The sequence below is a fragment of the Brevundimonas sp. GN22 genome (genome assembly GCF_054824005.1).
This window is the reverse complement of the sequence record NZ_JSYD01000012.1, coordinates 1-24,046: the sequence shown is the minus strand read 5'-3', so window position 1 is coordinate 24,046 and position 24,046 is coordinate 1. Positions and strand designations below refer to the sequence as shown.

Genomic DNA, 24,046 nt, shown 5'->3' with positions numbered 1-24,046 from the left:
CTAATCAGCCACCAACGCTGAAATCCTTTCCGGATGCTGTAAAATCATGACCGCTTCTACCGATCCCGTCGTCATCTGCTCCTACGCCCGCACGCCGATGGGCGGCTTTCAGGGCGCTCTGTCGAGCGTGAAATCCACCGCGCTGGGCAGCGCCGCCGTAAAGGCTGCGGTCGAGCGCGCCGGCGTTGCTCCGGAAAAGATCGAGCAGATCTTTATGGGCTGCGTTCTGCCCGCCGGTCTGGGTCAGGCCCCTGCCCGTCAGGCGGCTCTGGGTGCAGGTCTGCCGCTGGGCGTTGAAGCCACCACCTTGAACAAGATGTGTGGCTCGGGCCTTCAGGCTGCGGTTATGGCGCACGACGCCCTGCTTGCCAGCTCGGCCAGCGTCATCGTTGCGGGCGGCATGGAGTCGATGACCCAGACCCCGTACCTGATGAACAAGCACCGCGCAGGTGCCCGCATCGGCCACGACACGATCATCGATTCCATGATGATGGACGGTCTCGAAGATGCCTATGAAGGCAAGGCCATGGGTGTGTTCGCCGAAGGTGCCGCCGAGAAGTACGGCTTCACCCGCGAAGACATGGACGCCTACGCCATCGAAAGCCTGAACCGCGCCAAAGAAGCCATCGCTTCGGGTGCGTTCAAGAACGAGATTGTTCCGGTAGAGATCGAAACCCGCAAGGGCACCGTCACCGTCTCGGAAGATGAACAACCGGGCAAGGCCGATCCGGCCAAAATCCCGACCCTGCGTCCTGCCTTCATCAAGGATGGCCGCATCACCGCCGCCAACGCCTCGTCGATCTCTGACGGCGCTGCCGCTCTGGTGATGGCACGCGAAAGCACTGCCAAGGCACTAGGCTTGAAGATCGTCGCCCGTGTCGTTTCGCACTCGGCCCACGCCCATGAGCCGGGCCTGTTCACCACCGCCCCGGTTCCGGCGATGCAGAAGACGCTGCAAAAGGCTGGCTGGTCGGTCGAAGACGTCGATCTGTGGGAAGTGAACGAAGCCTTCGCCGTGGTCGCCATGATCGCCCAAAAGGAACTCGGCATCGATCGCGCCAAGCTGAACGTCAACGGCGGTGCCACCGCTCTGGGTCACCCGATCGGTGCCTCGGGTGCTCGCATCATGGCCACCCTGTTGGCCGCACTGGAAGCTCGCGGTCTAAAGCGCGGCGTCGCATCGCTGTGCATCGGCGGTGGCGAAGCCGTCTCAATGGCGGTGGAACTCGCCTAACTTAACAGCGTTTAGATAGCATGGATTTACAGGATAAGGCCTTAACCATGCGAAATCTTGCCCTTGCCTCCATGGCGGCGCTGGCATTGACCGCCTGTGCGACGGCTCCCGTCGTGGCACAGGCACCTGCCACCGGTCAGGTCGCCGAGAACCCTGCCGATCAGCTCAAGGCGTTTCCGGCCGCGACCGCAAGCCAGAAGCGCCACGTCCTTATCGTTCCCCCTGTCGCGAACGAGGACGAGTTGAAGGTTGAACTGTTGATCGGCAAGACGCAGCAGGTCGACTGCAACCAACACATGCTGGCTGGAGAGATCGAAACCCGCACAGCCGAGGGCTGGGGCTATGACTATTACGTCGTGCCGCGCCTTGGCCCGGGTGCATCGACTTTGATGGGCTGCCCGGCCAACTCGACGCGCGAAGCGTTTGTCACCATCCCGCAGCAGACGCTGGTTCGCTACAACTCGCGCCTCCCCGTGGTGATCTACACGCCGGAAGACGCGGAAATACGCTACCGCATCTGGCGTGCGGGCGAGGTACGCGGACTGAACTGAGACTGAGTACCTTCGATTACCCGAAGGTTCGGACGTCCCGAAGGGCGCAGGGGTTCATCCTCTGCACCTTTTTTCATGAGGCGGGTCAGGTGGGACATACCGATACCGAGGACAATCATCGCGACCTCCTATTGCGAATGATTTGCAAGATCATTCAGATCGCGATGATTCCTCAAGCGGCTTTTGTCACCTGCACGAAAGCGTGATCAGCGAGGATCGACCGACTGGCCGATCTGTTCGGCGAAGGCACCGTCGGTGCCATCGGTTGTAATCAGCCACACGTGGATATCTGCAGGCTGGGCATCATCGCGGCGGAAAAGGTGCTCGACGGCGCGCCTTACGCCCCCGTCGCTCAGGATGATGGAGGTACGGCCAGCAACGGTCGCCTGCTCTCCGTCATAAATCGGATAGTCGGATTGGGGGCCTGCATAGATCATCAGCAGCGGCTTTTCCGCGCGGCTGACCGAATAGATTTTGGCGCGAGGACCTGCGGGTCGCTCGACGATCTGGGCACCGCGCAGATCAATCCGGAACGGCAGGGTCGAAATGGCCTCGGCGTTCAGAGGGATCACACGCACAGGCGGCGGCGCAGCAGACACTTCAGCTGCAGGAGCTGCGGGAGCTGTGGTCGCCGGTGCCGCGACGGGAGCCGGTGTTTGCGCAGGAGCCTGAGCCGGAGTGGAAGATCGCGCCGGTGCCGGAGCAGCTTGTCCGGCGGGTGCAGGTTGCGCGGCCGGTGCGACGGCCGGTCGCGATTGGGGGCTCGTCGTGGCAGCCCCCGTCGGGCTTGCCGGACGCGAGTTTAATGAGCGTGTCAGTTCCTGTGCGCTCTGCGCTACAGCAGGCACAGCGGCCACCAAAGCAGCCAGTGCGACGCTCGCAGCGAGGGGGAGATGGTTTGCCTGTTTCATGACCTCAACATCTAACGATGTGAGGCCCCTCGGCAAGTGCCGACTTAGTACGCCTCGGGCAGCTCCACCCAGAAGGACGCGCCCTCGCCTGCCTCGGAATCCACACCCATCTGGCCGTTCTGCAATTCGACCAGTCGCTTGGAGAGCGCCAGCCCGATGCCATGGCCCTCAATGGCTGAACGCTCCAGCCCCAGACGGTTGAAGGGTTCGAACAACTGGGCCTTTTTCTCCGGCGTCAAACCAGGACCGCCGTCCTGTACAATCAGCCGCACATGGCCGTTGGCACTTCGCGCAGCGGCAAATCGCACGAACCCACCTGCCCGACCATATTTCACGGCATTGCTGCCAAGGTTGGACAGGATCTGGGCCAGTCGCTGTGAATCTGCCATGACCCTGAGGCCGGGTTCTACGTCCGCGACTTCCAGCGTGATGCCAGCGGCTTCCGGCATCAGGCTCAAGGTCTTGCTCACGTCGGCAAGGGCTCCGGCCAAGTCGGTGGGACGCGCTTCGATGCGCACGGCACCGGACTCTGCCTGCGATACATCCAGAAGATCATGGGACAGTGCCTCGATCTGACGCCCCGTCCGAACCATCATTTCGGCCATGTCTTTCTGCGCAGGCGTGACTTCGCCCAGATGACCGGATGCCCACATTTCAGCGATGCCGATGATACCGCCTACGGGGCTTTTGATTTCGTGGGCGACGTTGGCCAACAGACGCGATTTGGCAGCAGACGCCATCTCGGCCTTCTGGCGACCAAGGCGCGCGCGAACCGCAAGTCCGTCCCGCTCGTCCAGCAATGCAGCCACGATCAACGCAGGGGCATAACCAAACAGGATCATCACCTGAACCATGCCCAAAGCCCGGTCGACGCTGAGGTTATAGTAGGGACCATATCCCGCCATCGTCCCCTTGATGGCGATGATACTGATGATCAGTAGTCCCAAGGCCGTCCCCGCCACGCGGAACCGGACCGCGATGACAATCATGGCGGGCAGCAGCAGGAAGACCAACATCACCTGCGTCGGGCCAAAGACCAGAATGGCACCCGCAATCAGGATGCCGAATGCCAGCACGGCCTCGATGACACGTCGCACGGGATGGGCGAACAACAGGATGGAGCGCTGGAAAGCCAGACCCGTCGCCAACACCACCAAAAGGCCTATCCCGCGGCCGAGGAACCACATCCGGACCCCGCCGAAATACCCGTCCGACGCCCCGTGATTCAGAACAACTCCGCACAGGAGCGCCGAGGGCAGCACCGCGCAGAACGCAGTGACCAGGAGCTTCACCTGACCGTTCACACTGTGCACGTCCAGCTTGGGGAAAATGTGCCGCAAGATCATGAGGCAAAGCACGATCTCGAGCAGGTTCAATGCCACGAAGACGATTGCGCGATGCGGCGGATTACCGAGGATCAGCTCTCCGGCCATAAGTGCCATGAAGACCAGCGCGCCGAAGGCCAAATCATAACGCACGCCCCGACCGGCCTTCAGCCACGTCAGAACGGCGACACCACTTGTGACCCAAAGGGTCGAGATGACGCCCGGCCCCGCCGCCATGAAGCGCACGGAAATAACAACGAGCAGGCAAAGGGCACCGACCGTGCCGACCAGAGCGAACGGTCGGCGGAAGAAGGTCAGGTTGGCGGGTGCATGCCGATCATGCAGGCGGGCCAATCCCGCACCGGTCGCCAGGCGCGCGCGAGCTGCCGCTACATAGTCGGCAAGCGACGTCCGCCGAGCCTGAGATTGCTCGCCCCTCAAAGCCATATTCCCCCGTCCTGCACCTAGCGGGCAGCGTATCGACTACCGACCTTAGGTAGTGGGCCTTTAACAGGGTCTGAAGCTAAGCTTTTAGAAGGCGGTCGCCAAGGATTCGCAGAACGCTTTTATTGCAACGACTTCGCCTTCCGGATGATTCCAGACCCCGCCACTGACGGCGATGAAGTCTGCACCGGCGCGAGCGACCTCCGCAGCCGTCTCGACGGTGATACCTCCAATGGCGACGCAAGGCGTTTCCATCGTCTCCTGCCAGATGGTCAGGATTTCCAGTTCAGGGCGATGCGTTGTTTCCTTGGTATCGGTCGGGAAGAAGGCACCGAAGGCCACGTAGTCAGCGCTGGCCTCCGAAGCTTCCATCGCCAGATGCCGACTGTCGTGGCAGGTCGCGCCGATCATGCCGTTTTCCCCCAGCATACGGCGGGCGTCGGCGACCGAAGCGTCCTCCTGCCCCACATGCACACCGTCGCAGCCCGTGGCGCGGGCAAGGTCGGGACGGTCGTTGAGCAGCACCGGTACCCCATGCGCATGGCATACAGGCTTCAGCTTGGCGACGGCCTCGCGGATTTGGTCATCACTCGCCGGCTTCAGACGGATCTGCACGCACGCGACCTCGCCCGCGCCCAGCGCTGCGTCCAGACGCGCGGCAAAGGCGTCCAGATCGTCAATCGAAGACGGCGTGATGAGGTAGAGCTGACAAGCAGGACGAAGCGGGACTTGAGGTTCACGGGCCATGCCAAAGGCCCTGCCCTCATGTGGCGCTTACGTCAACATATCCGGACCTTGGTCGCAGGCTATTGAGAATGATTTGCACAGTTATAAAATCATGATATGGAGAGTCATTCTCAGCAACTGACAAGGGCCCTACGCCTTGTACGTCTGTAACTGTAATGGCATCCGCGCCCGCGACGTCCACTTTGCCATCGAGGCCGGTGCCAAGCGTCCGAAGGACATTTTCGCCTCTCAGGGCTGCAAGGCCCAGTGCGCGAAATGCGTCTGCGAAATGCGCGAGATGATTCACGAATCCGAGCACGCCTACGCCATGGCGGCCGAATAACTTCCCGCATGCATATGCGAGTGAAAAACGCTCGCATTATCAATGTGGTGAAAGTAACTCGCAAATAAACATTTGCTGTGTTTTGGTGTTATTCTGATTCTTGAACAGGCAGAGATGACTCCACGGATTGAACTGTGGTCGCCGGTATCTGCATAAGACAGAAGGCACGACCATGAAGGGCGATCCCGCAATCATCCGCACCCTCAATGCCGTTCTTACGAACGAGCTGACCGCGGTAAACCAGTACTTCCTGCACGCCCGCATGTTCGAAAGCTGGGGCCTCACCCACCTCGGCGACATCATCTACAAAGAATCCATCGGCGAGATGAAACACGCCGACCTACTGATCAAGCGGGTCCTGTTCCTGGACGGTTTGCCCAACCTGCAAGACCTGCACAAACTCAAGGTCGGCGAAGAGCCGATCGAGTGCCTGCAAGCCGATCTGCAGCTCGAGATCAACAGCCGCGCCGCAACCCGCGACGCGCTGACCGAATGCGAAGCTGCCCGCGACTACGTCAGCCGCGAAATCCTGCAGCAGATCCTGACCGACACCGAGCACCACATCGACTTCCTCGAAAACCAGCTCAAGCTGGTCGAACTGATGGGCGCGCAGAACTATCTTCAGTCGGCCATGAAAGAGATCGTCGGCGAGGGTCACTGACCCTTTTTGACGCTTATGGCGAACAAGTGTTCGGGCGGCAGGGAACATCCCTGCCGCCCTTTCATTTGGGCTGGATGGAAGATTTTGAAGACCTGATCGATACCGCCCGCGACAAGGCCGACGAGTTCCTGAACCTCGGAAACCGCGATGTGAGCCACGTGCTGACAGGGGCCTTGCTGACCGCAGGGTTCGCCTTGGCTGTGACTGTACTGGCCCGCGAGATTGCGCCGGAGCAGACGACCAAATCCTTTGGCCGCCGCGTCAAAAACGAGGTGAAGGCCGGTAACTGGCTGATGCCTGCGGTGTTCTCGGCCAATTCCCTGTCGGCGATACGGGTATGGAACTCGCCCGCCAAAAAGGGCCGGACCAGTGCGCTCGGCCTCTGGGCGCTGGCACAAACGGCCAATGCCTGGTGGTTGGCGGCCAGGCCACGCGACCGCTGGACCCAGATCGGTGCCGCCATGGTTTCCGCAGGTCTGGCAGCCGCCTTTGCCTATGAGGCCCGCAAGTTGCGCGGGGTAAACGCCGAGATCGATCCGGTTTCCGCCGCCACAAACTTGATGAAATAACGCATATCTCTAGGGGGACAGGGGCCGATCCCATTGCCCTTTTGTCCCCTTTACTCTACGGCTCGCGACGATTTGGAGCGCCCCGATCGGTTGGCGCCCGCCTGCCCATCAACGAGCCCCGAACGGTTCCTCATGAAAATCAACGCCAACACCATCAAGCCGGGTATGGTCCTGCAGCACAACGCTGGTCTGTGGGTCGTCACCAAGGTCAACCACGTCAAGCCCGGCAAGGGCGGCGCTTTCGCCAACGTGGAAGCCAAGAACCTCGAGACCGGCAACAAGCTGGCTGAACGCTTCCGCTCGGAAGACAAGGTCGAGCGCGTCACGCTGGAACAGAAGGACTTCTCCTACCTGTTCGACAACGGCGAGAGCCTGGTCTTCATGGACGACGCCACCTACGAGCAGATCGAACTGCAAAAAGACTGGGTCGGCGACGAGCGTATCCCGTACCTGCAAGAAGGTATGAAGGTGATCATCGAGATGCACGAAGAGCGTCCGATTGGTCTGGAACTGCCGGATCAGGTGGTTCTGGAAGTCGCCGAAACCGAGCCGACCGTTAAGGGTCAGACCGCTTCGTCTTCGTATAAGCCTGCCAAGGCTTCGAACGGCGTTCGCATCATGATCCCGCCTTACATGGGCGTGGGTGAAAAAATCGTCGTGGACACCGCGACGGGCGAATACGTTCGCCGCGCGGACTAAAATTCGCCGATTTCTACCTGCAAAGGTGGAATATCAACTTCAGGGGTGCGGATGGTCCGCACCCCTTTTGACTTCTCCGTCCATCCGGGGGCATGGCCCTTACGTACAGGATGCACGGACCAGGAGATCGACCAATGGCTCTAGCTTCCGCACTACTTCAGGTCATGATGGACGCCGTCCGCAAGACCGCTCGCCCGATGCTTCGCGACTTCGGTGAAGTCGCCCACCTCCAGGTATCGCGCAAGGGCCCCGGCGATTTCGTCACTGCTGCCGACGTCAAGGCAGAAGACACCCTCTTCGAACTGCTGATGAAGGCCCGTCCAGGTTACAGCTTCCTCGGCGAAGAGCGCGGTCTGATCGAAGGCACCGACAAGACCCACATGTGGATTGTCGACCCCATCGACGGCACCACCAACTTCATGCACGCCATGCCGCACTTTGCGATCACGGTTGGCCTGCAACGCACCCACCCCGATGGCACCGCCGAAATTGTTGCGGCTGTGACCTATAATCCGGTCATGAACGAGATGTTCTGGGCCGAAAAGGGCAAGGGCTGCTACCTGAACGACAGCCGCATCCGTCTGGCTGGCCGCAAGGAACTGGCTGACTCGTTGGTTTCGACCGGCCTGCCTTTCATCGGCAAGACGGGTCACGCCCAAGCCATCAAGGATATCCACGCCGTGGGCCAGCGCGTTGCCGGCATCCGCCGTCTGGGCGCTGCCTCGCTGGACTTCGCATGGGTCGCTGCCGGCCGTTACGACGCCTTCTTCGAGCGTAACCTCAAACCGTGGGACGTCGCCGCAGGTATCCTGCTGGTGACCGAAGCCGGTGGTCTGGTGACCTCCATCGAACAGGATGGCGATCCGAAGAACGGCAAGACGATTGTGGCGGGCAACCCCGACATCCACGCCAAGCTGCGCAAGGTTCTGCAAGCCGCCTAAGGTTCGCACACTCAGCAAAAATCAGGGGCGCTTCCTTTATCGGGAAGCGCCCCTTTTTCTGGCGCTTTACCGCGTAATGAAGTTTCATAGCCGCTCATGGGCATGAGCGGACGGTCAGGTTAGGTAAGCATGGCTTTGCCACGATGCTTTTTGGCCTTGTTCGATTGGAGCCACGATTTGTCCAAGGTGCCACCCGTCGTTATTGCCCACCGCGGTTGCAGCGGAGAGCGCCCCGAGCACACCCGTGCGGCTTACGAACGCGCTATCGAACAGGGTGCCGATTATATCGAACCTGATCTCGTCATGAGCCGCGACGGGTGTCTTATCGTTCGCCACGAAAACGAGATCGGCGGCACTACGGACGTGGCCGACCATTCCCGCTTTGCACACCGCCGGACACGTCGCCAGATCGACGGCCAGATGGTCGAAGGCTGGTTCACCGAGGACTTTACGCTCGCCGAGTTGAAGACCCTGCAGGCCCGGGAACGTCTGCCCGAACTTCGCCCGCAATCGTCTGCCTTCGACGATCAGGAGGCCATTCTGACGTTCGACGAGGTTGTCGCCATCGCCAAGGCTGCCAGTGCCCGCACGGGCCGCATCATCGGCGTTGCGCCCGAACTCAAACACCCCTCGCACTTTGCGGCACTGTCATTGGATATGGAGGGTGCCTTTATCGAGGCCGTACACCGCCTCGATCTGCAGGACGCGACCCGCTCGCTTATCGTTCAGTGTTTCGAGATCGGGCCTCTGGAGCGGCTTTCGCGCCTGATCCCCGCATCGTTACTGCAACTGATGGATGTCAGCGGTGGCCCCGAGGACCGGTCCGACCTGACCTATAAGGATATGGCGACGCCAGAGGGGCTGGCCGACATCTCCCGCTATGCCACCATGATCGGCGTGAACAGCAAGATGGTTGTCCCGTGGGACAATGCCGACAATGCCATTTCCCCTACCCGCCTGATCCCCGATGCACACGCGGCAGGGCTGGAAGTTGTAGTCTGGACGATGCGGGCGGAAAATCTGTTCCTGCCCAGACAGTATCGCCGTGGAGCCTCTGAGGGCACCCACGGCGATCTGGATAGCTATCTCCGCCAGATATACAGCCTCGGCGTCGATGCGGTGTTCAGTGATTATCCGGCAGCCGCCGTAGCGGCGCGGAGCAGTCAGTCGGCTTGAAACTGAAGGCGGGCCAGACGGGCATATAGGCCGTCCTTGGCCATCAGTTGGGCGTGGGTTCCCTCCTCGACGACATGGCCCTCGTCGATCACCACAATGCGGTCGGCCCGAAGCACCGTGGCCAGACGGTGTGCGATGACCAGAGTGGTGCGGGTTTCCATGGCCTGATCCAGAGCCGCCTGAACCAGACGTTCGTTCTCGGCATCAAGTGCACTGGTCGCTTCGTCGAGCAACAGGATCGGTGCATCCCGCACGAGAGCGCGCGAGATCGCCAGACGCTGACGCTGACCACCAGAAAGGCTCTTGGCACGCTCGCCCAGCGGAGTTTCAAAGCCCTGTGGCAAGGCTTCGATGAAGTTCAACGCCTGCGCCTCGCGGGCGGCAGCACGCGCTTCTTCCAGGGTCGCATCTTCGCGGCCAAAGCGGATGTTCTCCAGCGGTGAGCCCGAGAACAGCGGCGCTTCCTGCGACACCCATGCATAGCGGCTGCGCACTTCGACCGGATCGGCCTTGCGGACATCAACACCGTCAACGGTGACCACGCCCGACTGCGGATCGTAGAAGCGCAGCAGCAGACGGAAGACCGTCGACTTGCCCGCGCCCGAAGGGCCGACAAGGGCCACCGTCTCGCCCGGACGAACCGTCAGGCTAAAGCCCTTCAGAGCCGGAAGGTCGGGGCGGCCCGGATAGGCAAAGTCGATGCCGGACATCGAAATCTCGCCACGCGGCGGCGATGGCAGAAGCGCGGGCTGGGCCGGAGCCGCAATTGACGGCTCTGCACGCATCAGTTCATCGATGCGCTCCATGGCACCCGCCGCCTTCTGTACGTCACCCCAGCTTTCGCCCAGAGCGCCGACAGCACCCGCCGCGAACACCGACAAAAGCACGAACTGCAACAGCGAACCCGGCGTCATATTCCCCGCGACCACGTCCTGCGCACCCAGCCACAGCACCAGCGACACACCGCCGAACATGACGGTGATGATCATGGCCGTCATGACCGCGCGGGCCCTCATACGCAGCAGGGAGGCCGCAAAGGCATCTTCGACTGCATGGGCAAAACGACTGGTCGCATTCTGCTCGCGACCGAAGGCCTGCACCGTTTCAATGGCGTCGACGCTTTCGCCTGCAAAGCCGACGGCACCGGCGAACGTATCTTGCGACTTGACGGTCAGCTTGCGCACCTGACGGCCGAAGATGAACAGCGGCACAATCAGGATGGGCACGATCAGCAAGACCAGACCGGTCAGCTTGGGGCTGACGAAGAACAGCAGGATCGTCGCGCCGATCATCGTCAGGAAGTTGCGCAGCGCGTAGCTGACCGAGGTGGTCAGCAGGGTGTCGACCAACTGGATGTCGGTCGTCAGTCGCGAAAGCACCTCGCCGGTACGGATGTGGGCGAAGAAGACAGGATCCAGCGTCAGGATACGCCCGAACAGTCCTTGACGCAGATCGGCGATCACACGCTCGCCGGTCTTGGTGACGAAGTAATAGCGCAGCGCCGTCATCAGACCCAGCACCACTGCGTTTACGGCCAGCAGGCTGAACCAGTAATCCAACTGGCTACCACCATTGTCGAAGCCGCGGTCAATCGCTCCGCGTGCCGTCGCCGTCAGCGCCAAGGACGCCACGGTGGAGAACACCAAGAAGACCGCCGACAAGGCCGCATGTCCCTTGTGACGCGCCAGATAAGGCAGCAAACGCCCCAGCGAGCGTACATTCTTGCTACGGTCCCGCTTTCCGGAAGCTTCGGACATCTGTTCGACCAGTTGCGCCCCGACGCCGGGGCGGCCATGGGCCTGATGATCTTGGCGCGCGTCAGTATGAGTCATGAGCTTGCTCTTGCCCCGTAACGCCCCTCGGTGTAAACGCCCGACCTCGCTCTCACCCGCTCGCGCGGTGGGATTCTCAATTTTAAGCGCAGTGACGGTCGGAATCGTCGTCGCGCAGAGACGGATTAAACACGATGAAAGCCGACACGCACCCGGACTACCACTTCATCAAAGTCGTGATGACCGATGGTACCACCTATCAGACCCGTTCGACCTACGGCAAAGAAGGTGAAACCCTGAACCTCGACATCGACCCGACGTCGCACCCGGCATGGACCGGCGGCAACGGCCAGATGCTGGACCGCGGCGGCCGCGTTTCGCGCTTCAACGGCAAGTTCGGCGGCTTCCTCAAGAAGTAAGCTGTCCTTCCGTCGGACAAAATCGGGCGTCGTTCTTATCGAACGGCGCCCTTTTTGTTTGGCGGGAACATCACTAAACACCGGGCGTTCATTTTCTGACCCTAGTATTGGGCTACGGGGCAGTTGAGTCGTCTGAAACGGAACGGATATGAATCGTCGGGAACTGGGCTTTGGTGTTGCTTCGGCATCCTTGGCCTTGGGTGCGGGTAGTCAAGCTTTCGCACAAAGCGCGCCGACAGCGGCAGCGCTGCCAGAAGCCATACAGGCGCAAATCGCCCGCCTGCCTCAAAATATCCAAGCCGATGTCCGTGCCGTGTACGAACAAAACGGCGGTCGTCCCATCTGGAACGAGCAGCGTATGCGCGCCCTGCAGGAAATCGCAGGTCGTGCAGAGCGCCATGCTATTCCGGCCAGCGACTATTTCGATTTCGTGGCCTATGCCGCCGACCGTCAGTCCGCCGACGTGAAGGCGACGGCTGGTGCCCTCTCCTACGCCAAGGTTCTGGCTCATGGTCGCGTGCGGCCAGAGTCGGTCGAGGAACTGTGGGAGATGGAAAAGAACTCGGTCGATATTCCGGCCGGTTTCACTCAGGCGCTCAATAACAACAAGCTGTCGGAGTGGTTCGACGGCCTGCCCCCGCAGGACATCGGTTACACCAACCTCGCCGCTGGCTATATCCGCTATCGCCGTATTGCCCGCGATGGCGGATGGCCGGCGTTCCGCGTGGGTGCCCAGATCGAGCCGGGTGCCAGCGATCCGCGCGTACCGGGGTTGGTCAAACGTCTGGCTGCCGAAGGCGATATGAGTGCGGCAACCGCTGCTTCTCACGGGTCCTCGGCCGTTTACACCAGCGCCGTCCAGCAGGCGATGCGCAGCTTCCAGGCCCGTCATGGTCTGGGTGTGGATGGCCGTGTGGGTCCCGCGACCCAACGCTCCTTGTCGGCTTCCGCCGAGGACCGCGCCCGCCAGATCGCCCTGAACCTAGAGCGCCGTCGCTGGCTCAAGCGCGAACTTCAATCCGAGCGGATCGAAGTGAACACCGCAGCGGCCATCATGGTTTACTGGAAAGACAACCAGCCGGTGCACTCGAACCGCGTGGTTGTCGGCTCGGTGGAGAACCAGACGCCCAGTCTGGAGCGCCCGTTCGCTTCGGTCGTGGCCAACCCGCCGTGGACGGTACCCATGGGCATCGCCCGCCGCGAAATCCTGCCCAAGGGGCCGGGATATCTGGCCGCCAACGACATGTATGTGAACGATCAGGGGTGGGTCGTGCAGCGCGCAGGCCCGCGTTCGTCGCTGGGGTATGTGAAGTTCGAACTGCGCGATTCCTACGCCATCTTCCTGCACGACACGCCGAACAAGGGCGCATTCAACCTGTCGATGCGCCAGCGCAGCCACGGCTGCGTCCGCGTCCACAATGCTGTCGAGTTCGCCCGCCTGCTGTTGTCGCCAGATCCGACCAAGCTGGCGTCCTTCGACGCAGCACAGGCTGACCGTTCCACCACCCGCGTGCAGACGGGCCGCCCCATCGGTGTGCGCCTGCTCTATTGGACCGCCTTCGTTGACGGTCAGGGCCGCGTAGCCTTCCGCGAAGACTCCTATCGTCGCGACACCAAGCTGGCTCAGGCCATGGGCATCGACGTGAACCTTCCGTCGGTCGTGTCCGAAGCGCCCAAGGACAAGGACGACGACTGGGTTTAATCGCCCCGCGTTCAAACCGGGAAAAGGGCGGCGGATCATTCCGTCGCCCTTTTTCAAGCCTCTATGTCTTAGAGTTCTCAGATCAGGCGAAGGCCGCCTTCAGCATTTCGAACTGGCTGAGCACCCCGTTCACCGGAGCCTCCTCCTCGACGTTCACATACATCTTCTGGTCCAGATAATAGACGCGGTCATGCAGGCGCTCAGCCTTCAGGATGGCTTCAACCAGCGCAATCGGCAGGTCCGCCGGCAGCGGCTCGGAGTTCTGCGAACGCTCTGCCAAGCGATAGCGAGGCTGGAACGCGACATCGGCGTCCAGATTGCCCTCATTGATCGCCCGTTGGACCAGCAGCCAAGAAGCGATCTGCATCAGGCGCGTGGTCAGCTTCATGCTCTCGCTGGCGTAGACGAGGCTGGCAGAGCGGGTCAGCAGGCGCGATTCAATCCGGCCATCGCCGTCCAGATAGGCCGCCGTCTCCTCGACCAGCTCGATCCCCTCGCGGAACAAGCGCTGGAAAAGCTCCGAGCCTGTGAACTTCAGAGCCTCGGCCGAACGGTCAACCGTTTGTATATGCTGATCATTGATCAGGTTCACGTTTGCCCACCCCTATGGCGAAACCGGACAAGGTCTTTAGCCTACTGCAACGCTTGGTAACAGCACTGTTATTCCAAATCGTTGACGGCACCAATGCCGCTGCGATCACTCGTCAGAATTTGAACAGGGCATCAGCGGCATTACGCTGGGAAGATTTGGCCTCGATGGCCGCTTTAACGCGCGCGATTTCGCCTTCCAGAGCTTCGATCCGTGTCTGCAAATCCGCGACCGAAAATCCATCCAGATCCTCACGGATCAGGGCATGCAGACTGTCGCCAATGGATTGACGAGGCTCAAGATCTTCAAAGGACATACGCGCCTCCAACGACCGGAATAGAACGATGGAATGTCGGCCATCGGCTGGTCGATATTCACCTGACTGCGTACAAGACCCCTGAACGTACTATTTTGCAAGCCAAGGAGGCCGCCATGCGGGTCATCGAAATTGCAGGGGGCAAGGGTCCAGCTTCAGCCCTGACCCTCGCGGAGCGCGCGCAGCCGCATCCGGCCGCAGGCGAAATCCTGATCCGCGTAAAAGCCGCAGGCGTAAACCGGCCCGACATCGTGCAGCGTGAGGGGCGCTATCCGGCCCCGCCGGGAGCCTCGGACGTGCTGGGCCTGGAGGTCGCCGGCGAAGTGGTTGCTGTCGGCGAAGGCGTCAGCCGATGGACTGTGGGCGACAGGGTCTGCGCCCTGCTCGGCGGCGGCGGCTATGCGGAATACTCGGTGGTGGATCAGGGCAGCGCCCTGCCCATCCCCGCAGGCCTTGATTTTGAAGAGGCTGCGGTCCTGCCGGAGACTGCCTTTACCGTCTTCACCAATGTATTCGAGGGTGGCGCTCTCAAGGCGGGCGAGACCCTTCTGATCCATGGTGCCACCAGCGGCATCGGGGTCATGGCGATCCAGATGGCCAAGGCTGCGGGTGCCCGCGTTATCGCGACAAGCCGCACCAAGGCAAAGGCCGACGCCGCCAAGGCTCTGGGGGCCGATATAAGTCTGGATGCCTCGAGCCAGGACTTGGCCGAAGAGATCAAGGCTGCGGGCGGTGCCGATGTAGTGCTCGATATGGTGGGTGCGGACTATGCCGAACTGAACCTGAAGTCGCTGAACACCTTCGGGCGCTGGGTCATCATCGCCAGCCTGACAGGCACAAAGGCCCAGATCGACCTGCAACGTGTGATGATGAAGCGCCTTGTCATCACCGGTTCCACGCTGCGCAGCCGTCCAGCCGCCGAGAAGGCCCGTCTGGCGAAAGCGGTTGAACAAACCGTCTGGCCATGGGTCGAGAGCGGCCAGATCGTACCGCGCATCCACTTACGCTTTGGACTGGATCAGGCTGCACAAGCCCATGCTGAACTGGAAACGGGTGACCACGTCGGCAAGGTCGTGCTCATTCCCTGACCACAACAGGCGTCAGCCCTGAACAAGAAAAGGGGACAGGCGTGAGCCTATCCCCCTTCCTTTTAACGGGCGGTCGGTTTTTAGCGGCGACCGGCCGGACGGATCGACGAGATCGAGTCGTTCATACGCAGACGGTTCAGGTCCGAGACATCCGAGGAGATCGTTTCGCAACGACCGCGGAAGTCGGCATCCGAACAAACAACCCAAGAGCCGCTACCGCGCGGGAGGCGGATGGAGCTGATGGCGTCGTTCATGCCCGCACTGCGCAGGTTGCTTACCGCGCCGTTGAACGACTGTGACTGACCGCGATAGTTGGCGTCGCGATAGACGGTGATACCACCGCGACCGTTGTTATAGCGGTCGTCGCGACGGTCATCACGGCCATAGCGGTCGTCGCGATCATAGCGGTCGTCACGACGGTCGATGGTGCCGCGGGTATTGCCGCAAACCAGCATGCCGTTCGAGTTGGAGATGTCGAAGTTGCCGCAACGCGAGATATTCAGCGTGGTGCTACGCAGTTGGCCGCGCTCGTCACGGCATTGCGCCGTCAGAACGTTTTGCGACACGCGCGCGCTTTGGCACGACTGGGTGTAGCTACCGCGCGGTTGACCCTGGTAGCCGCGGCTTTGGGCATCGGCGGTGGACGGAGCCAGAGCCAGACCGCCCACCAGGACGGCCAAACCCGAAATGGCACTCAGCATGGCTTTCATGACGTTTCCTTCTCGTTCTAGTGCGCAAAGTTGCGCTCTCGATGCCGTATTGCACCGTTCTTTGTGAACAGACGCTGTACGCAACAGGCAGACTACGTTTTCTTTTGAACGAAATAAGCCTATAGTCAGTTCATCGCGCCCGGCCGAAAAGGTCGGGCGCCGTCGTATCCAACGCCCGGAAACGGGCCTGAACCACCGGGATATAAGCCCATGACCGAGATCCTGATGCCCAAGGCCACTGCGGTCTGGCTGGTGGAAAACACCTCGCTGACGTTCGAGCAGATTGCCGACTTCTGCGGCCTGCACCCGCTGGAAGTTCGTGGCATCGCCGATGGCGACGTGGCTCGCGACATTCGCGGCGCTGACCCGATCGTCAACGGCCAGCTCACCCGTGAAGAACTGGAAAAAGCCCAGAACGACACGGCTTACCGCATGAAGGCTGTGGTCAGCCGCCACGCCGAACTGCTGAAGCCTGCCAAGGCTCCGCCGAAATACACACCTGTGTCGCGCCGTCAGGACCGTCCGGACGCCATCATGTGGTTCGTTCGCAACCACCCGGAAGTGCCGGACGCCCAAATCGGCAAGCTGCTGGGCACCACCAAGGCCACCATCGAGTCGGTGCGTAACCGCACCCACTGGAACTCGGCCAACATCAAGCCGGTCGATCCGGTGACCCTCGGCCTCGTCGGCCAGCTGCAACTGGACGAAGTCGTCCGCAAGGCTGCTGACAAGAAGGCCAAAGAAGACGCCAAGAACGGCATCCTCCAACCGGTTGTCACCGAAACCGAAGAGCCGGTCGTCATCTTCGAAGAAGACGAACCGAACCGCTTTGGTGCCGGTGAACCGACCGCTGAATCGGTGTTCGGCTCGCGCGACTAATCGCGCTCGCGTGCATGAAAAAAGGCCCCGAAGTCTCGGCTTCGGGGCCTTTCTCATATTCAGTTTCGGATCAGTGCGGTCGACTTTCGAGGGAACTGATCTCTTCCTTAAGCCTCAGCTTCTGCTGTTTGAGTTCTCGCAATCGGGTGGCATCTGCGGCGGGCCGTCGAACCTCCTGCTGGATTGCGTCGTCCAGGTTCCGGTGCCGGTTACCCAACTCGCGAATACGCGCCTCAATGGTCATGGCTTGCGCCTCCATAGCTAAGGGACCACACAGTGAGCGCAGGGATTTCGCGAAGTGGGAATCACATTCCAGTGAAACGGCTTCGCTTCATCTCTGCCCCACGGCGTGAACCGTAGGAACCGAAAGGGTCAATGTTGTGAACTCTACCGTTGTTCAGTCGACGCCGCGCAGGATGATCGTCGGGATTTCCGGTGCATCTGGCGTGATTTACGGCGTGCGCGCGCTCGATGCGCTCAAGGAATTGGGCATCGAGAGCCATCTGGTAATGTCGCGCGCAGCGGTCCTGACCCTTTCACAAGAAACTGATCTGACGCTGGACGACGTCACCTCCAAGGCCAGCGTGGTTCACCGCATTGCCGACGTCGGGGCGACGATCGCCTCGGGCTCGTTCCGCACTCTGGGCATGTTGATCGCGCCCTGCTCGGTAAGGACCATGAGCGAGATCGCCACCGGCGTAACCTCGACCCTGCTGACCCGCGCCGCAGATGTCGTACTGAAAGAGCGCCGGACGCTGGCGCTCCTGGTGCGCGAGACGCCGCTGCATCTGGGTCACCTGCGTACCATGACCAGCCTGACCGAAATGGGCGCGATCATCACGCCGCCCCTGCCTGCCCACTACACCCGCCCGCAGTCCGTCGAAGAGATTGTCGATCAGTCTGTCGGCCGTGCACTAGACCTGTTCGGTCTGGACTGGTCGCCTGTGCGCCGGTGGGAAGGCCTGAAGGGAACCGGCGAACGGGGCGATGCCGGATGACACTGTGGGAGTGGGCGGTCAAAGCCTATGGCCGCGAAGGTGTTTCCGAAGCCTGCTTGCAGCTTCAGGACTATTTCGACCAGAACGTCTGTCTTCTGCTGTGGGCGGCGTGGTGCGCCGAGACGGGCCGCCGTCCAGACGATGACCAAGTCGAAGCCGCCTGCGATGTTGCCCGCGCATGGCAGGACACGACCATTGCGCCCCTTCGCGCCATACGTCGGACGCTGAAAAAGCCGATGCCCGATCTGGACAGCGCCGCCCGCGAAGCCGCGCGCGAGCAGGTCAAAGCAGTCGAGTTGGCCGCCGAGCGGCACCTGCTGGCCCAGCTAGAGAGCGAAGCCCCCGCAGTCACAGCCGCCCCCCGCCCGATCATTGATGGATTGGTTAGCGTAGCCAAACAGTGGGACAAAACTGTCCCCCGCCCTGCACTGACCACTTTGGCGGATCGGCTTTCAGCCTGACCCTCACTCGGGTATAAGCCTGCACGCGCGGGGACTGACATGAACGACCACGATCCGATCCAGACCGAACAAGAGAAAGAGCTGCTGAAAAAGCTGGCTCTGCTCCAGCAAGAGCACGCCGATCTGGATGCATCCATCGAGGCACTGGGCCAGATGCCTTCGCCCGATCAGCTGATGATCGCGCGTCTAAAACGCAAGAAGCTGGTCCTCAAGGAAGAGATCGTGAAAATCCGCGACCAGATCCTGCCCGACATTATCGCCTGATAACGCCTAGAGCGGCAGGACCGAGGTGTCCTTGACCTCTTCCATCACCGCATAGGTACGCGTTTCGCGAACGCCCGGCATGATCACCAGGGTGTCGGCCAGGAAGGCGCGGTATGCCGCCATATCCTTCATGCGCACCTTGACCAGATAGTCGAAGCCGCCCGCCACCATGTGGCACTCCAGCACCTCGTGAGAGCGACGGATACGGGCTGCGAACTGATCGAAAATGTCCGACGTGGTGCGGTCCAGCAGCACTTCGATAAAGATCAGCAGTTCACGCTCTGCGTATTTCGGGTCGATCAAGGCCGTATAGCCAAGGATCACACCCTTCTCGCGCAGTCGACGCACCCGCTCGAAGCACGACGACGCCGACATATTGCAGGCGGCAGCAAGGTCCTGATTGGTAATCCGGCCGTCCTGCTGCAACACGCGCAGGATGCGGCGATCGGCTTCATCAAGCTTGTATTCCGATGCGCTCATCCTCGGTCCCCTGTACGTCGTCACCACGACTTAGAGGGACAGCTTGCGGCTGACAACTGCGACTTAGCCGTTAGCGGGCCGCAAGGTCCGCCCCCTTGCGCAACCACATGGCGGCATCGGCCTCGGCCACCCAGGTCTCGGGATCGGGCTGATCGGACAATGGCTTCAGGCCAATAGAGCCGGACAGGCTGTAACGACGATCGCCCCAGATGAAGCCCCCCTCGTCCAGACGCTTGGCCAATTCATCAGCCTTGTGACGCGCAGCCTCCAGATTGGCATCAATCAGAAGGACACAGAATTCATCTCCGCCCATGCGTCCCACCGCATCCGATTCGCGCACACCCGCCAACAACAGGTTGGCCACAGCGATAAGGGCGGCGTCTCCGGCCGGATGGCCATGACAGTCGTTGATCTTTTTAAAGTCGTCCAAATCCAGATAAAGTAGCGCCGCATCAAGCTTGTGACGGCGGCAATAGGCCATCACGCGCGTCAAATTATCCAGAAAACCCCGGCGGTTAAGGGTCGGTGTCAGCACATCGTGATCGGCCAGCGCTTCGGCGCGTTCAGCTCTTGCCCGCAGGTTGCTGACCTCGTTACGCAACTGCTCGATCTGCGCGATCAGGCTCGCACGATCACTGGCTAACAGTTCGACCAATTCGGGCTCCGGCCTAACAAAGCTATTCAAGAGTGTTGGGTTTTAGACCCATCACATTAACGGTCTTGGTTGCGGACGCAACGCGCCTGCTATAAGCGGCCACTTTCTGCATGGGGAGCTATTCAGCATGACCGCCTCCACCCCGCCTGTCGCCATCATCATGGGCAGCCGTTCGGACTGGCCGACAATGAAGCTGGCCGCCGACAAGCTCGATCAGCTCGGCGTTGCGTGGGAGGCTATGGTCGTCAGCGCCCACCGCACTCCCCATCGCCTGTACGACTTCGCTACCTCGGCCAAGTCCAACGGCTATAAGGTCATCATCGCCGGTGCCGGCGGTGCGGCCCACCTGCCCGGTATGGCGGCCTCCATGACCGATCTGCCGGTGCTGGGCGTTCCGGTGCAGTCCAAGGCTCTTAAGGGCATGGATAGCCTGCTTTCCATCGTCCAGATGCCGGGCGGCGTTCCGGTTGCCACCCTCGCCATCGGCGAGGCTGGTGCCACCAATGCCGGTATTTTGGCCGCGCAAATCCTCGCCCTGTCGGACGAGGGCATTGCCCAGCGCCTCAGCGACTTCCGCGCCGCCCAGACCGAATCCGTACTCGAAACCGTCGAGGACTAAAGCGTATGACTGCCCCGATTGCCGCACTGCCCCCCGGTTCCACTATTGGCATCCTTGGCGGCGGCCAGTTGGGGCGCATGCTGGCCGAGGCCGCATCGACGCTGGGCTTTGACGTCGCGGTTCTGGAGCCGCAGGCCGATTGCCCCGCCTCGCGCGTAGCTGCCCACCATGTTCAGGCTGCGTACGATGACGTGAACGGCCTGAAAAAACTGGCCGCCCTCAGCGACGTGGTGACGACCGAGTTCGAGAACGTCCCCGCCTCCGTCGTCGCCGTGCTGGAAGCCGAGGGCGTGCGCGTGGCTCCCAACGGCCGTGCGCTGGCCACCGCTCAGGATCGCGTCACCGAAAAGACCTTCCTCAACAGCGTCGGCGCGACCACGGTCGATTTCGCCAAGGTCGATGACCTGAACGACCTGACCGTCGCCATCGAAAAGCTCGGCCTCCCTGCCCTGCTGAAAACCCGCCGCGAAGGCTATGACGGTAAGGGTCAGGTGTGGATCAAGGACGCCGCCGAAGCCGAGGCCGCGCTGGCTGCAGTCGGTAACAAGCCGTCTATCCTTGAAGTCCGCGCATCGTTCGTGCGCGAACTGTCGGTGATTGCTGCACGCGGTACGGACGGCAGCGTTTCCGTCTATCCGCTGGGCCAGAACATCCACGAGAACGGTATCCTGCGCACCACCATCGCTCCGGTCGAAGTGGATGACGCCACACAAGCCCGCGCCGTCGAAATCGCCACCTCCATTCTGAACGGTCTAGACTATGTGGGCGTGATCGGAGTCGAGCTGTTCGATCTCGGCGGCACGCTTCTGGTCAACGAGATTGCTCCGCGCGTTCACAACACCGGCCACTGGACGCAGGACGGCTGTGGCTGTGACCAGTTCGAGCAACAGATTCGTGCCATCGCAGGCTGGCCGCTGGGGTCGACCAAAGCCCATGCCAAGATCGAGATGACCAATCTGCTGGGCCACGAAATCAACGACTGGCACGCCATGGCGTCCGATCCGGACACCCACCTGCATTTCTACGGCAAGCGCGAAGCCCGCGAGGGTCGCAAGATGGCCCACATCAACAAGGTGCTGGAACGCCTCTAATCAAAAGGGCCGCTCATTTGAGCGGCCCTTTTTCTTATCCGGCCTTGGGACCGTATCGCATACGACCAAGGAAGTCGGTGATCTTGCGCATCGGCGCGTCGAAGTCCTTGCCCGCCTTCCACTTTTCGAACTGCATCACATTCTCGATGCGACGGGCGCAGAACTTGTCTGCGGCCTCCTTGCCCTCGAACAGGCGGATGGTTAGGGCCGGAGCCAGAATGCCGCTCAGGATGGTGCGTTTGGAATAATGGTTCTGGTCAGTGGCCGTATCCCCCGCCCAGCGCCACAGCTTGTCGGCGGTTTCCCACGTCAGGCTGATTCCAAGATCAGCGTTAAATGGAAGCGCGAGGAAGCCGGCGCATTTTTTCGACGCCTCGGCATCGTTGGCCGCCGCCTCCAGACGGGCCGAAAGCGCCGCCGCGATTCGTTCGCGAATCTTCAGAGTGTGCGCAGGCGTCGCCTCCAGTGCCTTCAGGGCCGCCTCATCGTGGCGACGGGACAACAAAGCGGCCAGATCGCGTGCCCCGTGGGGAATCAGAAGCTCTTGATCTCCAAGGGAAAGTCCCTCGGCTTCGCATGCCGCGCGTACAAGCTGGCTGTTCCAACCCAGACGCCCCGCGCGGGCAATTGCCGCGTCCAGAACCGCTTGTTCGGTCCGAATTGCCCAGTCCGCAGGGCCCTTGGCTGCCTGCTCTTGGCCGTTCGATGTCTCGGTGGTGTGCGAAGTATCGGTCATTCACCTACAATACCCGCAGAATGATTGGGTTTCGACCCATCACGATTGTCGGCGTTGGCTGGACAGTCCCCCAAAGATCATGTATTCCGCCGCCTTCATCCAAAGGGGCCCGTCTCTTTGGACCAGAATTTTGTTTTGTCTGCCCGTCTTCCCTTCAAAAGGACGCGGCGGGCGGCCAAAGGAGAGAGAACCCTGGTTCAGATTTTCGTTCGCGACAACAATGTCGATCAGGCCCTCAAGGCTCTGAAAAAGAAAATGCAACGTGAAGGCAGCTTCCGCGAAATGAAGCGTCACGTGCACTTTGAAAAGCCGTCGGAAAAGCGCGCCCGTCAAAAGGCAGAAGCTGTCCGTCGCGCTCGTAAGCTGGCTCGCAAGCGTGCACAACGCGAAGGCCTGCTGCCGGCACCGAAGGGTCGCGGCCGCTAATACAGCGACGCCCTTTCAATGGCTTCTAGAAAACCCGCCCCGCGATTGCGCAGGGCGGGTTTTCTTTTGCCTGCTCCCCGTCTCGGCGACAGGCATAAAAAAGGCGGGCCAGAAGCCCGCCTTTTTGCCGTCTTGGACCAATGTCCAATGCGAGCCTTACTGTCTGCGCATGGCCCCCAGGAAGGACTTCCACGACAGCTTGGCGTCGGACATAGCCCCCGCACGGAAGGCACGCCCCGACAGCCACATCATCAGGACCGCAAAAGCGAACATCACGATCAGGCTGCCGATCACCTCGATCATTGGCGGCTGGCTGGGTGCGCGGGCCGACATGATGAAGGGCGTGAAAGGCGGGATGAAGCTCAGCACCTTCAGCAGCAGTGCATCCGGCGAACGAATGGCCATCTGCATGAACAACAGCGGCACGATCAGAGCCATCATCACCGGCCCCATCAGGGTCTGTGCGTCACGCGGCGTTTCGCAGAAGGCCCCGATGGCGGCGAACAAAACCGCATACATCAGATAGCCACCCACAAGATAAAGCAGCAGGTAGAGCCACAGCCCGTTGGCCAGCATCACCGAGCCAATGTCCCGCGCCACCTCTGGAAGGGTCACAGACAGGCCAACAGTGCTGATCAGGGCCCATCCACCCATCACCGTGAGGGTCAGGACCGCCACGCCGAGAACCTTGCCTACCAGAAGCTCGGTCGCCGTTACCGACGACAGCAGGACCTCGAGGATCTTGTTCGACTTCTCCTCCATCACACCGTTCATCAGCATGGTGGCTCCCGTCAGGATCAGCGACCACATCATGAAGCCGCAGACCAGACCAATGATCATCGGCAGACGGTCGCGGAAGCTGACCTCACCGCCAGATGCCGCACGGGGAGACAGGAAGGTCACGTCCGGCCGATAGCTCTCGACCGCCTTGACCACATCGGCATCCACGCCGTTGGCTGCAAAGGTTTGCTTGCGGTTCACCTCGGCCAGAGCCGATTTGATCATACCCTCCACGTCGTTGTTGGCCGCGCGACGTGACCAGATGCGAGCCGCAGGTGCGCCGTTCTTTTCGGAGAGGATGACAACAGCCGACAGCTTGTGCTCGCCGACCGTGGCATCCCCGTCCACCCATTGGCGCGCCATGTCGTCTTTGGCCGTCCCCGCTGCGGCGGCGACCAGATCACTCGGTGCCTCGACTTCGACGACCGAACGACGGGGCTGCTTGAACGAGGCCGCGGCCCGTGGCGCGACACGCTTCAGT

30 protein-coding genes are annotated in these 24,046 nt (G+C 61.3%); 18 read left to right on the top strand and 12 right to left on the bottom strand.

Annotated features, from left to right (window positions below; all coding sequences use genetic code 11):
• Window positions 1-46 precede the first annotated feature (46 nt).
• The gene (locus tag OB03_RS02030; RefSeq protein ID WP_461343068.1) at window positions 47-1,234 is read left to right on the top strand and encodes a thiolase family protein; all 1,188 of its coding nucleotides are present in this window, start codon (window positions 47-49) and stop codon (window positions 1,232-1,234) included.
• A gap of 47 nt (window positions 1,235-1,281) precedes the next feature.
• Window positions 1,282-1,785 carry a serine protease inhibitor ecotin gene (gene eco, locus OB03_RS02025; RefSeq protein WP_461343067.1) on the top strand — a complete coding sequence of 168 codons (504 nt, stop codon included), beginning with the start codon at window positions 1,282-1,284 and terminating at the stop codon, window positions 1,783-1,785.
• A 206-nt stretch (window positions 1,786-1,991) separates the two neighbouring features.
• On the opposite strand, the gene OB03_RS02020 is transcribed toward eco, so the two are convergent.
• The 3 genes from OB03_RS02020 to thiE all read right to left on the bottom strand — a co-directional run bounded on the left by OB03_RS02020 (window position 1,992) and on the right by thiE (window position 5,212).
• Window positions 1,992-2,696, bottom strand: coding sequence for a hypothetical protein (locus OB03_RS02020; RefSeq protein ID WP_461343066.1), 705 nt, complete (start codon window positions 2,694-2,696; stop codon window positions 1,992-1,994).
• A gap of 44 nt (window positions 2,697-2,740) precedes the next feature.
• Window positions 2,741-4,468, bottom strand: a complete 1,728-nt coding sequence (locus OB03_RS02015) for an ATP-binding protein (protein WP_461343065.1) — start codon at window positions 4,466-4,468, stop codon at window positions 2,741-2,743.
• An 84-nt stretch (window positions 4,469-4,552) separates the two neighbouring features.
• Window positions 4,553-5,212, bottom strand: coding sequence for a thiamine phosphate synthase (thiE, locus tag OB03_RS02010; RefSeq protein WP_242913954.1), 660 nt, complete (start codon window positions 5,210-5,212; stop codon window positions 4,553-4,555).
• A gap of 136 nt (window positions 5,213-5,348) precedes the next feature.
• Between thiE and OB03_RS02005 the strand changes: the two genes are divergently transcribed.
• The 6 genes from OB03_RS02005 to OB03_RS01980 all read left to right on the top strand — a co-directional run bounded on the left by OB03_RS02005 (window position 5,349) and on the right by OB03_RS01980 (window position 9,580).
• A complete protein-coding gene (locus OB03_RS02005) occupies window positions 5,349-5,534 on the top strand; it encodes a (2Fe-2S)-binding protein (protein ID WP_242913953.1) in 186 nt (61 codons plus the stop codon).
• A gap of 172 nt (window positions 5,535-5,706) precedes the next feature.
• Window positions 5,707-6,195, top strand: coding sequence for a bacterioferritin (gene bfr / locus OB03_RS02000; RefSeq protein WP_242913952.1), 489 nt, complete (start codon window positions 5,707-5,709; stop codon window positions 6,193-6,195).
• A gap of 74 nt (window positions 6,196-6,269) precedes the next feature.
• Complete coding sequence (locus OB03_RS01995; RefSeq protein ID WP_461343064.1) at window positions 6,270-6,764, top strand: tryptophan-rich sensory protein; 495 nt, start codon at window positions 6,270-6,272, stop codon at window positions 6,762-6,764.
• 132 nt (window positions 6,765-6,896) lie between these two features.
• Window positions 6,897-7,463: an elongation factor P gene (gene efp, locus OB03_RS01990; protein ID WP_461343063.1), complete on the top strand. Its 567-nt coding sequence runs from the start codon at window positions 6,897-6,899 to the stop codon at window positions 7,461-7,463.
• A gap of 134 nt (window positions 7,464-7,597) precedes the next feature.
• The gene (locus tag OB03_RS01985; protein ID WP_461343062.1) at window positions 7,598-8,404 is read left to right on the top strand and encodes an inositol monophosphatase family protein; all 807 of its coding nucleotides are present in this window, start codon (window positions 7,598-7,600) and stop codon (window positions 8,402-8,404) included.
• Between the two features lie 186 nt (window positions 8,405-8,590).
• Window positions 8,591-9,580, top strand: coding sequence for a glycerophosphodiester phosphodiesterase family protein (locus OB03_RS01980; RefSeq protein ID WP_461343085.1), 990 nt, complete (start codon window positions 8,591-8,593; stop codon window positions 9,578-9,580).
• Here OB03_RS01980 and OB03_RS01975 read toward each other — a convergent pair.
• Window positions 9,568-11,412 (bottom strand): ABC transporter transmembrane domain-containing protein, encoded by a 1,845-nt coding sequence (locus OB03_RS01975; protein ID WP_461343061.1) that lies wholly within the window; start codon window positions 11,410-11,412, stop codon window positions 9,568-9,570. The two genes, OB03_RS01980 and OB03_RS01975, sit on opposite strands and share 13 nt — an antisense overlap.
• Before the next feature lie 134 nt (window positions 11,413-11,546).
• Here OB03_RS01975 and rpmE point away from each other — a divergent pair, with 134 nt between their 5' ends.
• Together rpmE and OB03_RS01965 are read left to right on the top strand one after the other, a co-directional pair.
• Window positions 11,547-11,771, top strand: a complete 225-nt coding sequence (gene rpmE, locus OB03_RS01970; RefSeq protein ID WP_242913947.1) for a 50S ribosomal protein L31 — start codon at window positions 11,547-11,549, stop codon at window positions 11,769-11,771.
• A gap of 148 nt (window positions 11,772-11,919) precedes the next feature.
• Complete coding sequence (locus OB03_RS01965) at window positions 11,920-13,473, top strand: L,D-transpeptidase family protein (protein WP_242913946.1); 1,554 nt, start codon at window positions 11,920-11,922, stop codon at window positions 13,471-13,473.
• Window positions 13,474-13,555: 82 nt separating this feature from the next.
• Here OB03_RS01965 and rcdA read toward each other — a convergent pair whose 3' ends face one another.
• Both rcdA and OB03_RS01955 read right to left on the bottom strand, forming a co-directional pair.
• Window positions 13,556-14,059 (bottom strand): protease adaptor protein RcdA, encoded by a 504-nt coding sequence (gene rcdA, locus OB03_RS01960; protein WP_248286936.1) that lies wholly within the window; start codon window positions 14,057-14,059, stop codon window positions 13,556-13,558.
• A 118-nt stretch (window positions 14,060-14,177) separates the two neighbouring features.
• Window positions 14,178-14,378 carry a DUF1192 domain-containing protein gene (locus OB03_RS01955; RefSeq protein WP_242913945.1) on the bottom strand — a complete coding sequence of 67 codons (201 nt, stop codon included), beginning with the start codon at window positions 14,376-14,378 and terminating at the stop codon, window positions 14,178-14,180.
• A gap of 116 nt (window positions 14,379-14,494) precedes the next feature.
• Between OB03_RS01955 and OB03_RS01950 the strand changes: the two genes are divergently transcribed.
• Window positions 14,495-15,466 carry an NAD(P)H-quinone oxidoreductase gene (locus tag OB03_RS01950; RefSeq protein WP_461343060.1) on the top strand — a complete coding sequence of 324 codons (972 nt, stop codon included), beginning with the start codon at window positions 14,495-14,497 and terminating at the stop codon, window positions 15,464-15,466.
• An 80-nt stretch (window positions 15,467-15,546) separates the two neighbouring features.
• Here OB03_RS01950 and OB03_RS01945 read toward each other — a convergent pair whose 3' ends face one another.
• On the bottom strand, window positions 15,547-16,176 hold the full coding sequence (locus tag OB03_RS01945; RefSeq protein WP_461343059.1) for a beta/gamma crystallin-related protein: 630 nt from the start codon (window positions 16,174-16,176) through the stop codon (window positions 15,547-15,549).
• 210 nt (window positions 16,177-16,386) lie between these two features.
• Here OB03_RS01945 and OB03_RS01940 point away from each other — a divergent pair, with 210 nt between their 5' ends.
• Window positions 16,387-17,055: a DUF1013 domain-containing protein gene (locus OB03_RS01940; protein WP_242913942.1), complete on the top strand. Its 669-nt coding sequence runs from the start codon at window positions 16,387-16,389 to the stop codon at window positions 17,053-17,055.
• Window positions 17,056-17,125: 70 nt separating this feature from the next.
• On the opposite strand, the gene OB03_RS01935 is transcribed toward OB03_RS01940, so the two are convergent.
• Complete coding sequence (locus OB03_RS01935; protein WP_242913941.1) at window positions 17,126-17,299, bottom strand: YdcH family protein; 174 nt, start codon at window positions 17,297-17,299, stop codon at window positions 17,126-17,128.
• Between the two features lie 172 nt (window positions 17,300-17,471).
• Between OB03_RS01935 and OB03_RS01930 the strand changes: the two genes are divergently transcribed.
• From OB03_RS01930 to OB03_RS01920, 3 genes are read left to right on the top strand one after another with little or no spacing between them, the layout of a single operon-like run.
• Entirely contained in the window at window positions 17,472-18,053 is a 582-nt protein-coding gene (locus tag OB03_RS01930) for a UbiX family flavin prenyltransferase (RefSeq protein ID WP_242914074.1), read from the top strand.
• Window positions 18,050-18,514, top strand: coding sequence for a TIGR02444 family protein (locus OB03_RS01925; RefSeq protein ID WP_461343058.1), 465 nt, complete (start codon window positions 18,050-18,052; stop codon window positions 18,512-18,514). Before OB03_RS01930 ends, OB03_RS01925 begins: the two co-directional genes overlap by 4 nt.
• A 39-nt stretch (window positions 18,515-18,553) precedes the next feature.
• Entirely contained in the window at window positions 18,554-18,778 is a 225-nt protein-coding gene (locus tag OB03_RS01920) for a YdcH family protein (protein ID WP_242913939.1), read from the top strand.
• 6 nt (window positions 18,779-18,784) lie between these two features.
• Here OB03_RS01920 and OB03_RS01915 read toward each other — a convergent pair whose 3' ends face one another.
• Entirely contained in the window at window positions 18,785-19,258 is a 474-nt protein-coding gene (locus OB03_RS01915) for an Lrp/AsnC ligand binding domain-containing protein (protein ID WP_461343057.1), read from the bottom strand.
• Window positions 19,259-19,328: 70 nt separating this feature from the next.
• Window positions 19,329-19,913: a GGDEF domain-containing protein gene (locus OB03_RS01910; RefSeq protein ID WP_461343056.1), complete on the bottom strand. Its 585-nt coding sequence runs from the start codon at window positions 19,911-19,913 to the stop codon at window positions 19,329-19,331.
• Window positions 19,914-20,040: 127 nt separating this feature from the next.
• Here OB03_RS01910 and purE point away from each other — a divergent pair, with 127 nt between their 5' ends.
• Both purE and OB03_RS01900 read left to right on the top strand, forming a co-directional pair.
• Window positions 20,041-20,532: a 5-(carboxyamino)imidazole ribonucleotide mutase gene (gene purE, locus OB03_RS01905; RefSeq protein WP_461343055.1), complete on the top strand. Its 492-nt coding sequence runs from the start codon at window positions 20,041-20,043 to the stop codon at window positions 20,530-20,532.
• A 5-nt stretch (window positions 20,533-20,537) separates the two neighbouring features.
• Entirely contained in the window at window positions 20,538-21,623 is a 1,086-nt protein-coding gene (locus tag OB03_RS01900; RefSeq protein ID WP_461343054.1) for a 5-(carboxyamino)imidazole ribonucleotide synthase, read from the top strand.
• Window positions 21,624-21,657: 34 nt separating this feature from the next.
• On the opposite strand, the gene OB03_RS01895 is transcribed toward OB03_RS01900, so the two are convergent.
• Window positions 21,658-22,359 carry a COQ9 family protein gene (locus OB03_RS01895; RefSeq protein WP_461343053.1) on the bottom strand — a complete coding sequence of 234 codons (702 nt, stop codon included), beginning with the start codon at window positions 22,357-22,359 and terminating at the stop codon, window positions 21,658-21,660.
• A gap of 192 nt (window positions 22,360-22,551) precedes the next feature.
• Here OB03_RS01895 and rpsU point away from each other — a divergent pair, with 192 nt between their 5' ends.
• Window positions 22,552-22,785 carry a 30S ribosomal protein S21 gene (rpsU, locus tag OB03_RS01890; RefSeq protein WP_087139870.1) on the top strand — a complete coding sequence of 78 codons (234 nt, stop codon included), beginning with the start codon at window positions 22,552-22,554 and terminating at the stop codon, window positions 22,783-22,785.
• Between the two features lie 156 nt (window positions 22,786-22,941).
• On the opposite strand, the gene OB03_RS01885 is transcribed toward rpsU, so the two are convergent.
• Window positions 22,942-24,046 (bottom strand): ABC transporter permease (locus tag OB03_RS01885; RefSeq protein ID WP_461343052.1); only part of this gene is annotated, 1,105 nt, incomplete at its 5' end.

What these genes read in the sequence shown, in the direction of transcription:
- eco (WP_461343067.1), top strand. Translation starts at nt 1,282, where the DNA reads ATGCGAAATCTTGCCCTTGCCTCCATGGCGGCGCTGGCATTGACCGCC.
- OB03_RS01945 (WP_461343059.1), bottom strand. Translation starts at nt 16,176, where the DNA reads ATGAAAGCCATGCTGAGTGCCATTTCGGGTTTGGCCGTCCTGGTGGGC.
- bfr (WP_242913952.1), top strand. Translation starts at nt 5,707, where the DNA reads ATGAAGGGCGATCCCGCAATCATCCGCACCCTCAATGCCGTTCTTACG.
- efp (WP_461343063.1), top strand. Translation starts at nt 6,897, where the DNA reads ATGAAAATCAACGCCAACACCATCAAGCCGGGTATGGTCCTGCAGCAC.
- OB03_RS02020 (WP_461343066.1), bottom strand. Translation starts at nt 2,696, where the DNA reads ATGAAACAGGCAAACCATCTCCCCCTCGCTGCGAGCGTCGCACTGGCT.
- OB03_RS01915 (WP_461343057.1), bottom strand. Translation starts at nt 19,258, where the DNA reads ATGAGCGCATCGGAATACAAGCTTGATGAAGCCGATCGCCGCATCCTG.
- OB03_RS01975 (WP_461343061.1), bottom strand. Translation starts at nt 11,412, where the DNA reads ATGACTCATACTGACGCGCGCCAAGATCATCAGGCCCATGGCCGCCCC.
- rpmE (WP_242913947.1), top strand. Translation starts at nt 11,547, where the DNA reads ATGAAAGCCGACACGCACCCGGACTACCACTTCATCAAAGTCGTGATG.
- OB03_RS01965 (WP_242913946.1), top strand. Translation starts at nt 11,920, where the DNA reads ATGAATCGTCGGGAACTGGGCTTTGGTGTTGCTTCGGCATCCTTGGCC.
- OB03_RS01920 (WP_242913939.1), top strand. Translation starts at nt 18,554, where the DNA reads ATGAACGACCACGATCCGATCCAGACCGAACAAGAGAAAGAGCTGCTG.
- OB03_RS01935 (WP_242913941.1), bottom strand. Translation starts at nt 17,299, where the DNA reads ATGACCATTGAGGCGCGTATTCGCGAGTTGGGTAACCGGCACCGGAAC.
- OB03_RS01930 (WP_242914074.1), top strand. Translation starts at nt 17,472, where the DNA reads ATGATCGTCGGGATTTCCGGTGCATCTGGCGTGATTTACGGCGTGCGC.
- OB03_RS01955 (WP_242913945.1), bottom strand. Translation starts at nt 14,378, where the DNA reads ATGTCCTTTGAAGATCTTGAGCCTCGTCAATCCATTGGCGACAGTCTG.
- OB03_RS01950 (WP_461343060.1), top strand. Translation starts at nt 14,495, where the DNA reads ATGCGGGTCATCGAAATTGCAGGGGGCAAGGGTCCAGCTTCAGCCCTG.
- OB03_RS01985 (WP_461343062.1), top strand. Translation starts at nt 7,598, where the DNA reads ATGGCTCTAGCTTCCGCACTACTTCAGGTCATGATGGACGCCGTCCGC.
- purE (WP_461343055.1), top strand. Translation starts at nt 20,041, where the DNA reads ATGACCGCCTCCACCCCGCCTGTCGCCATCATCATGGGCAGCCGTTCG.
- OB03_RS01940 (WP_242913942.1), top strand. Translation starts at nt 16,387, where the DNA reads ATGACCGAGATCCTGATGCCCAAGGCCACTGCGGTCTGGCTGGTGGAA.
- OB03_RS01900 (WP_461343054.1), top strand. Translation starts at nt 20,538, where the DNA reads ATGACTGCCCCGATTGCCGCACTGCCCCCCGGTTCCACTATTGGCATC.
- thiE (WP_242913954.1), bottom strand. Translation starts at nt 5,212, where the DNA reads ATGGCCCGTGAACCTCAAGTCCCGCTTCGTCCTGCTTGTCAGCTCTAC.
- OB03_RS01995 (WP_461343064.1), top strand. Translation starts at nt 6,270, where the DNA reads ATGGAAGATTTTGAAGACCTGATCGATACCGCCCGCGACAAGGCCGAC.
- OB03_RS02030 (WP_461343068.1), top strand. Translation starts at nt 47, where the DNA reads ATGACCGCTTCTACCGATCCCGTCGTCATCTGCTCCTACGCCCGCACG.
- OB03_RS01895 (WP_461343053.1), bottom strand. Translation starts at nt 22,359, where the DNA reads ATGACCGATACTTCGCACACCACCGAGACATCGAACGGCCAAGAGCAG.
- OB03_RS01925 (WP_461343058.1), top strand. Translation starts at nt 18,050, where the DNA reads ATGACACTGTGGGAGTGGGCGGTCAAAGCCTATGGCCGCGAAGGTGTT.
- OB03_RS02015 (WP_461343065.1), bottom strand. Translation starts at nt 4,468, where the DNA reads ATGGCTTTGAGGGGCGAGCAATCTCAGGCTCGGCGGACGTCGCTTGCC.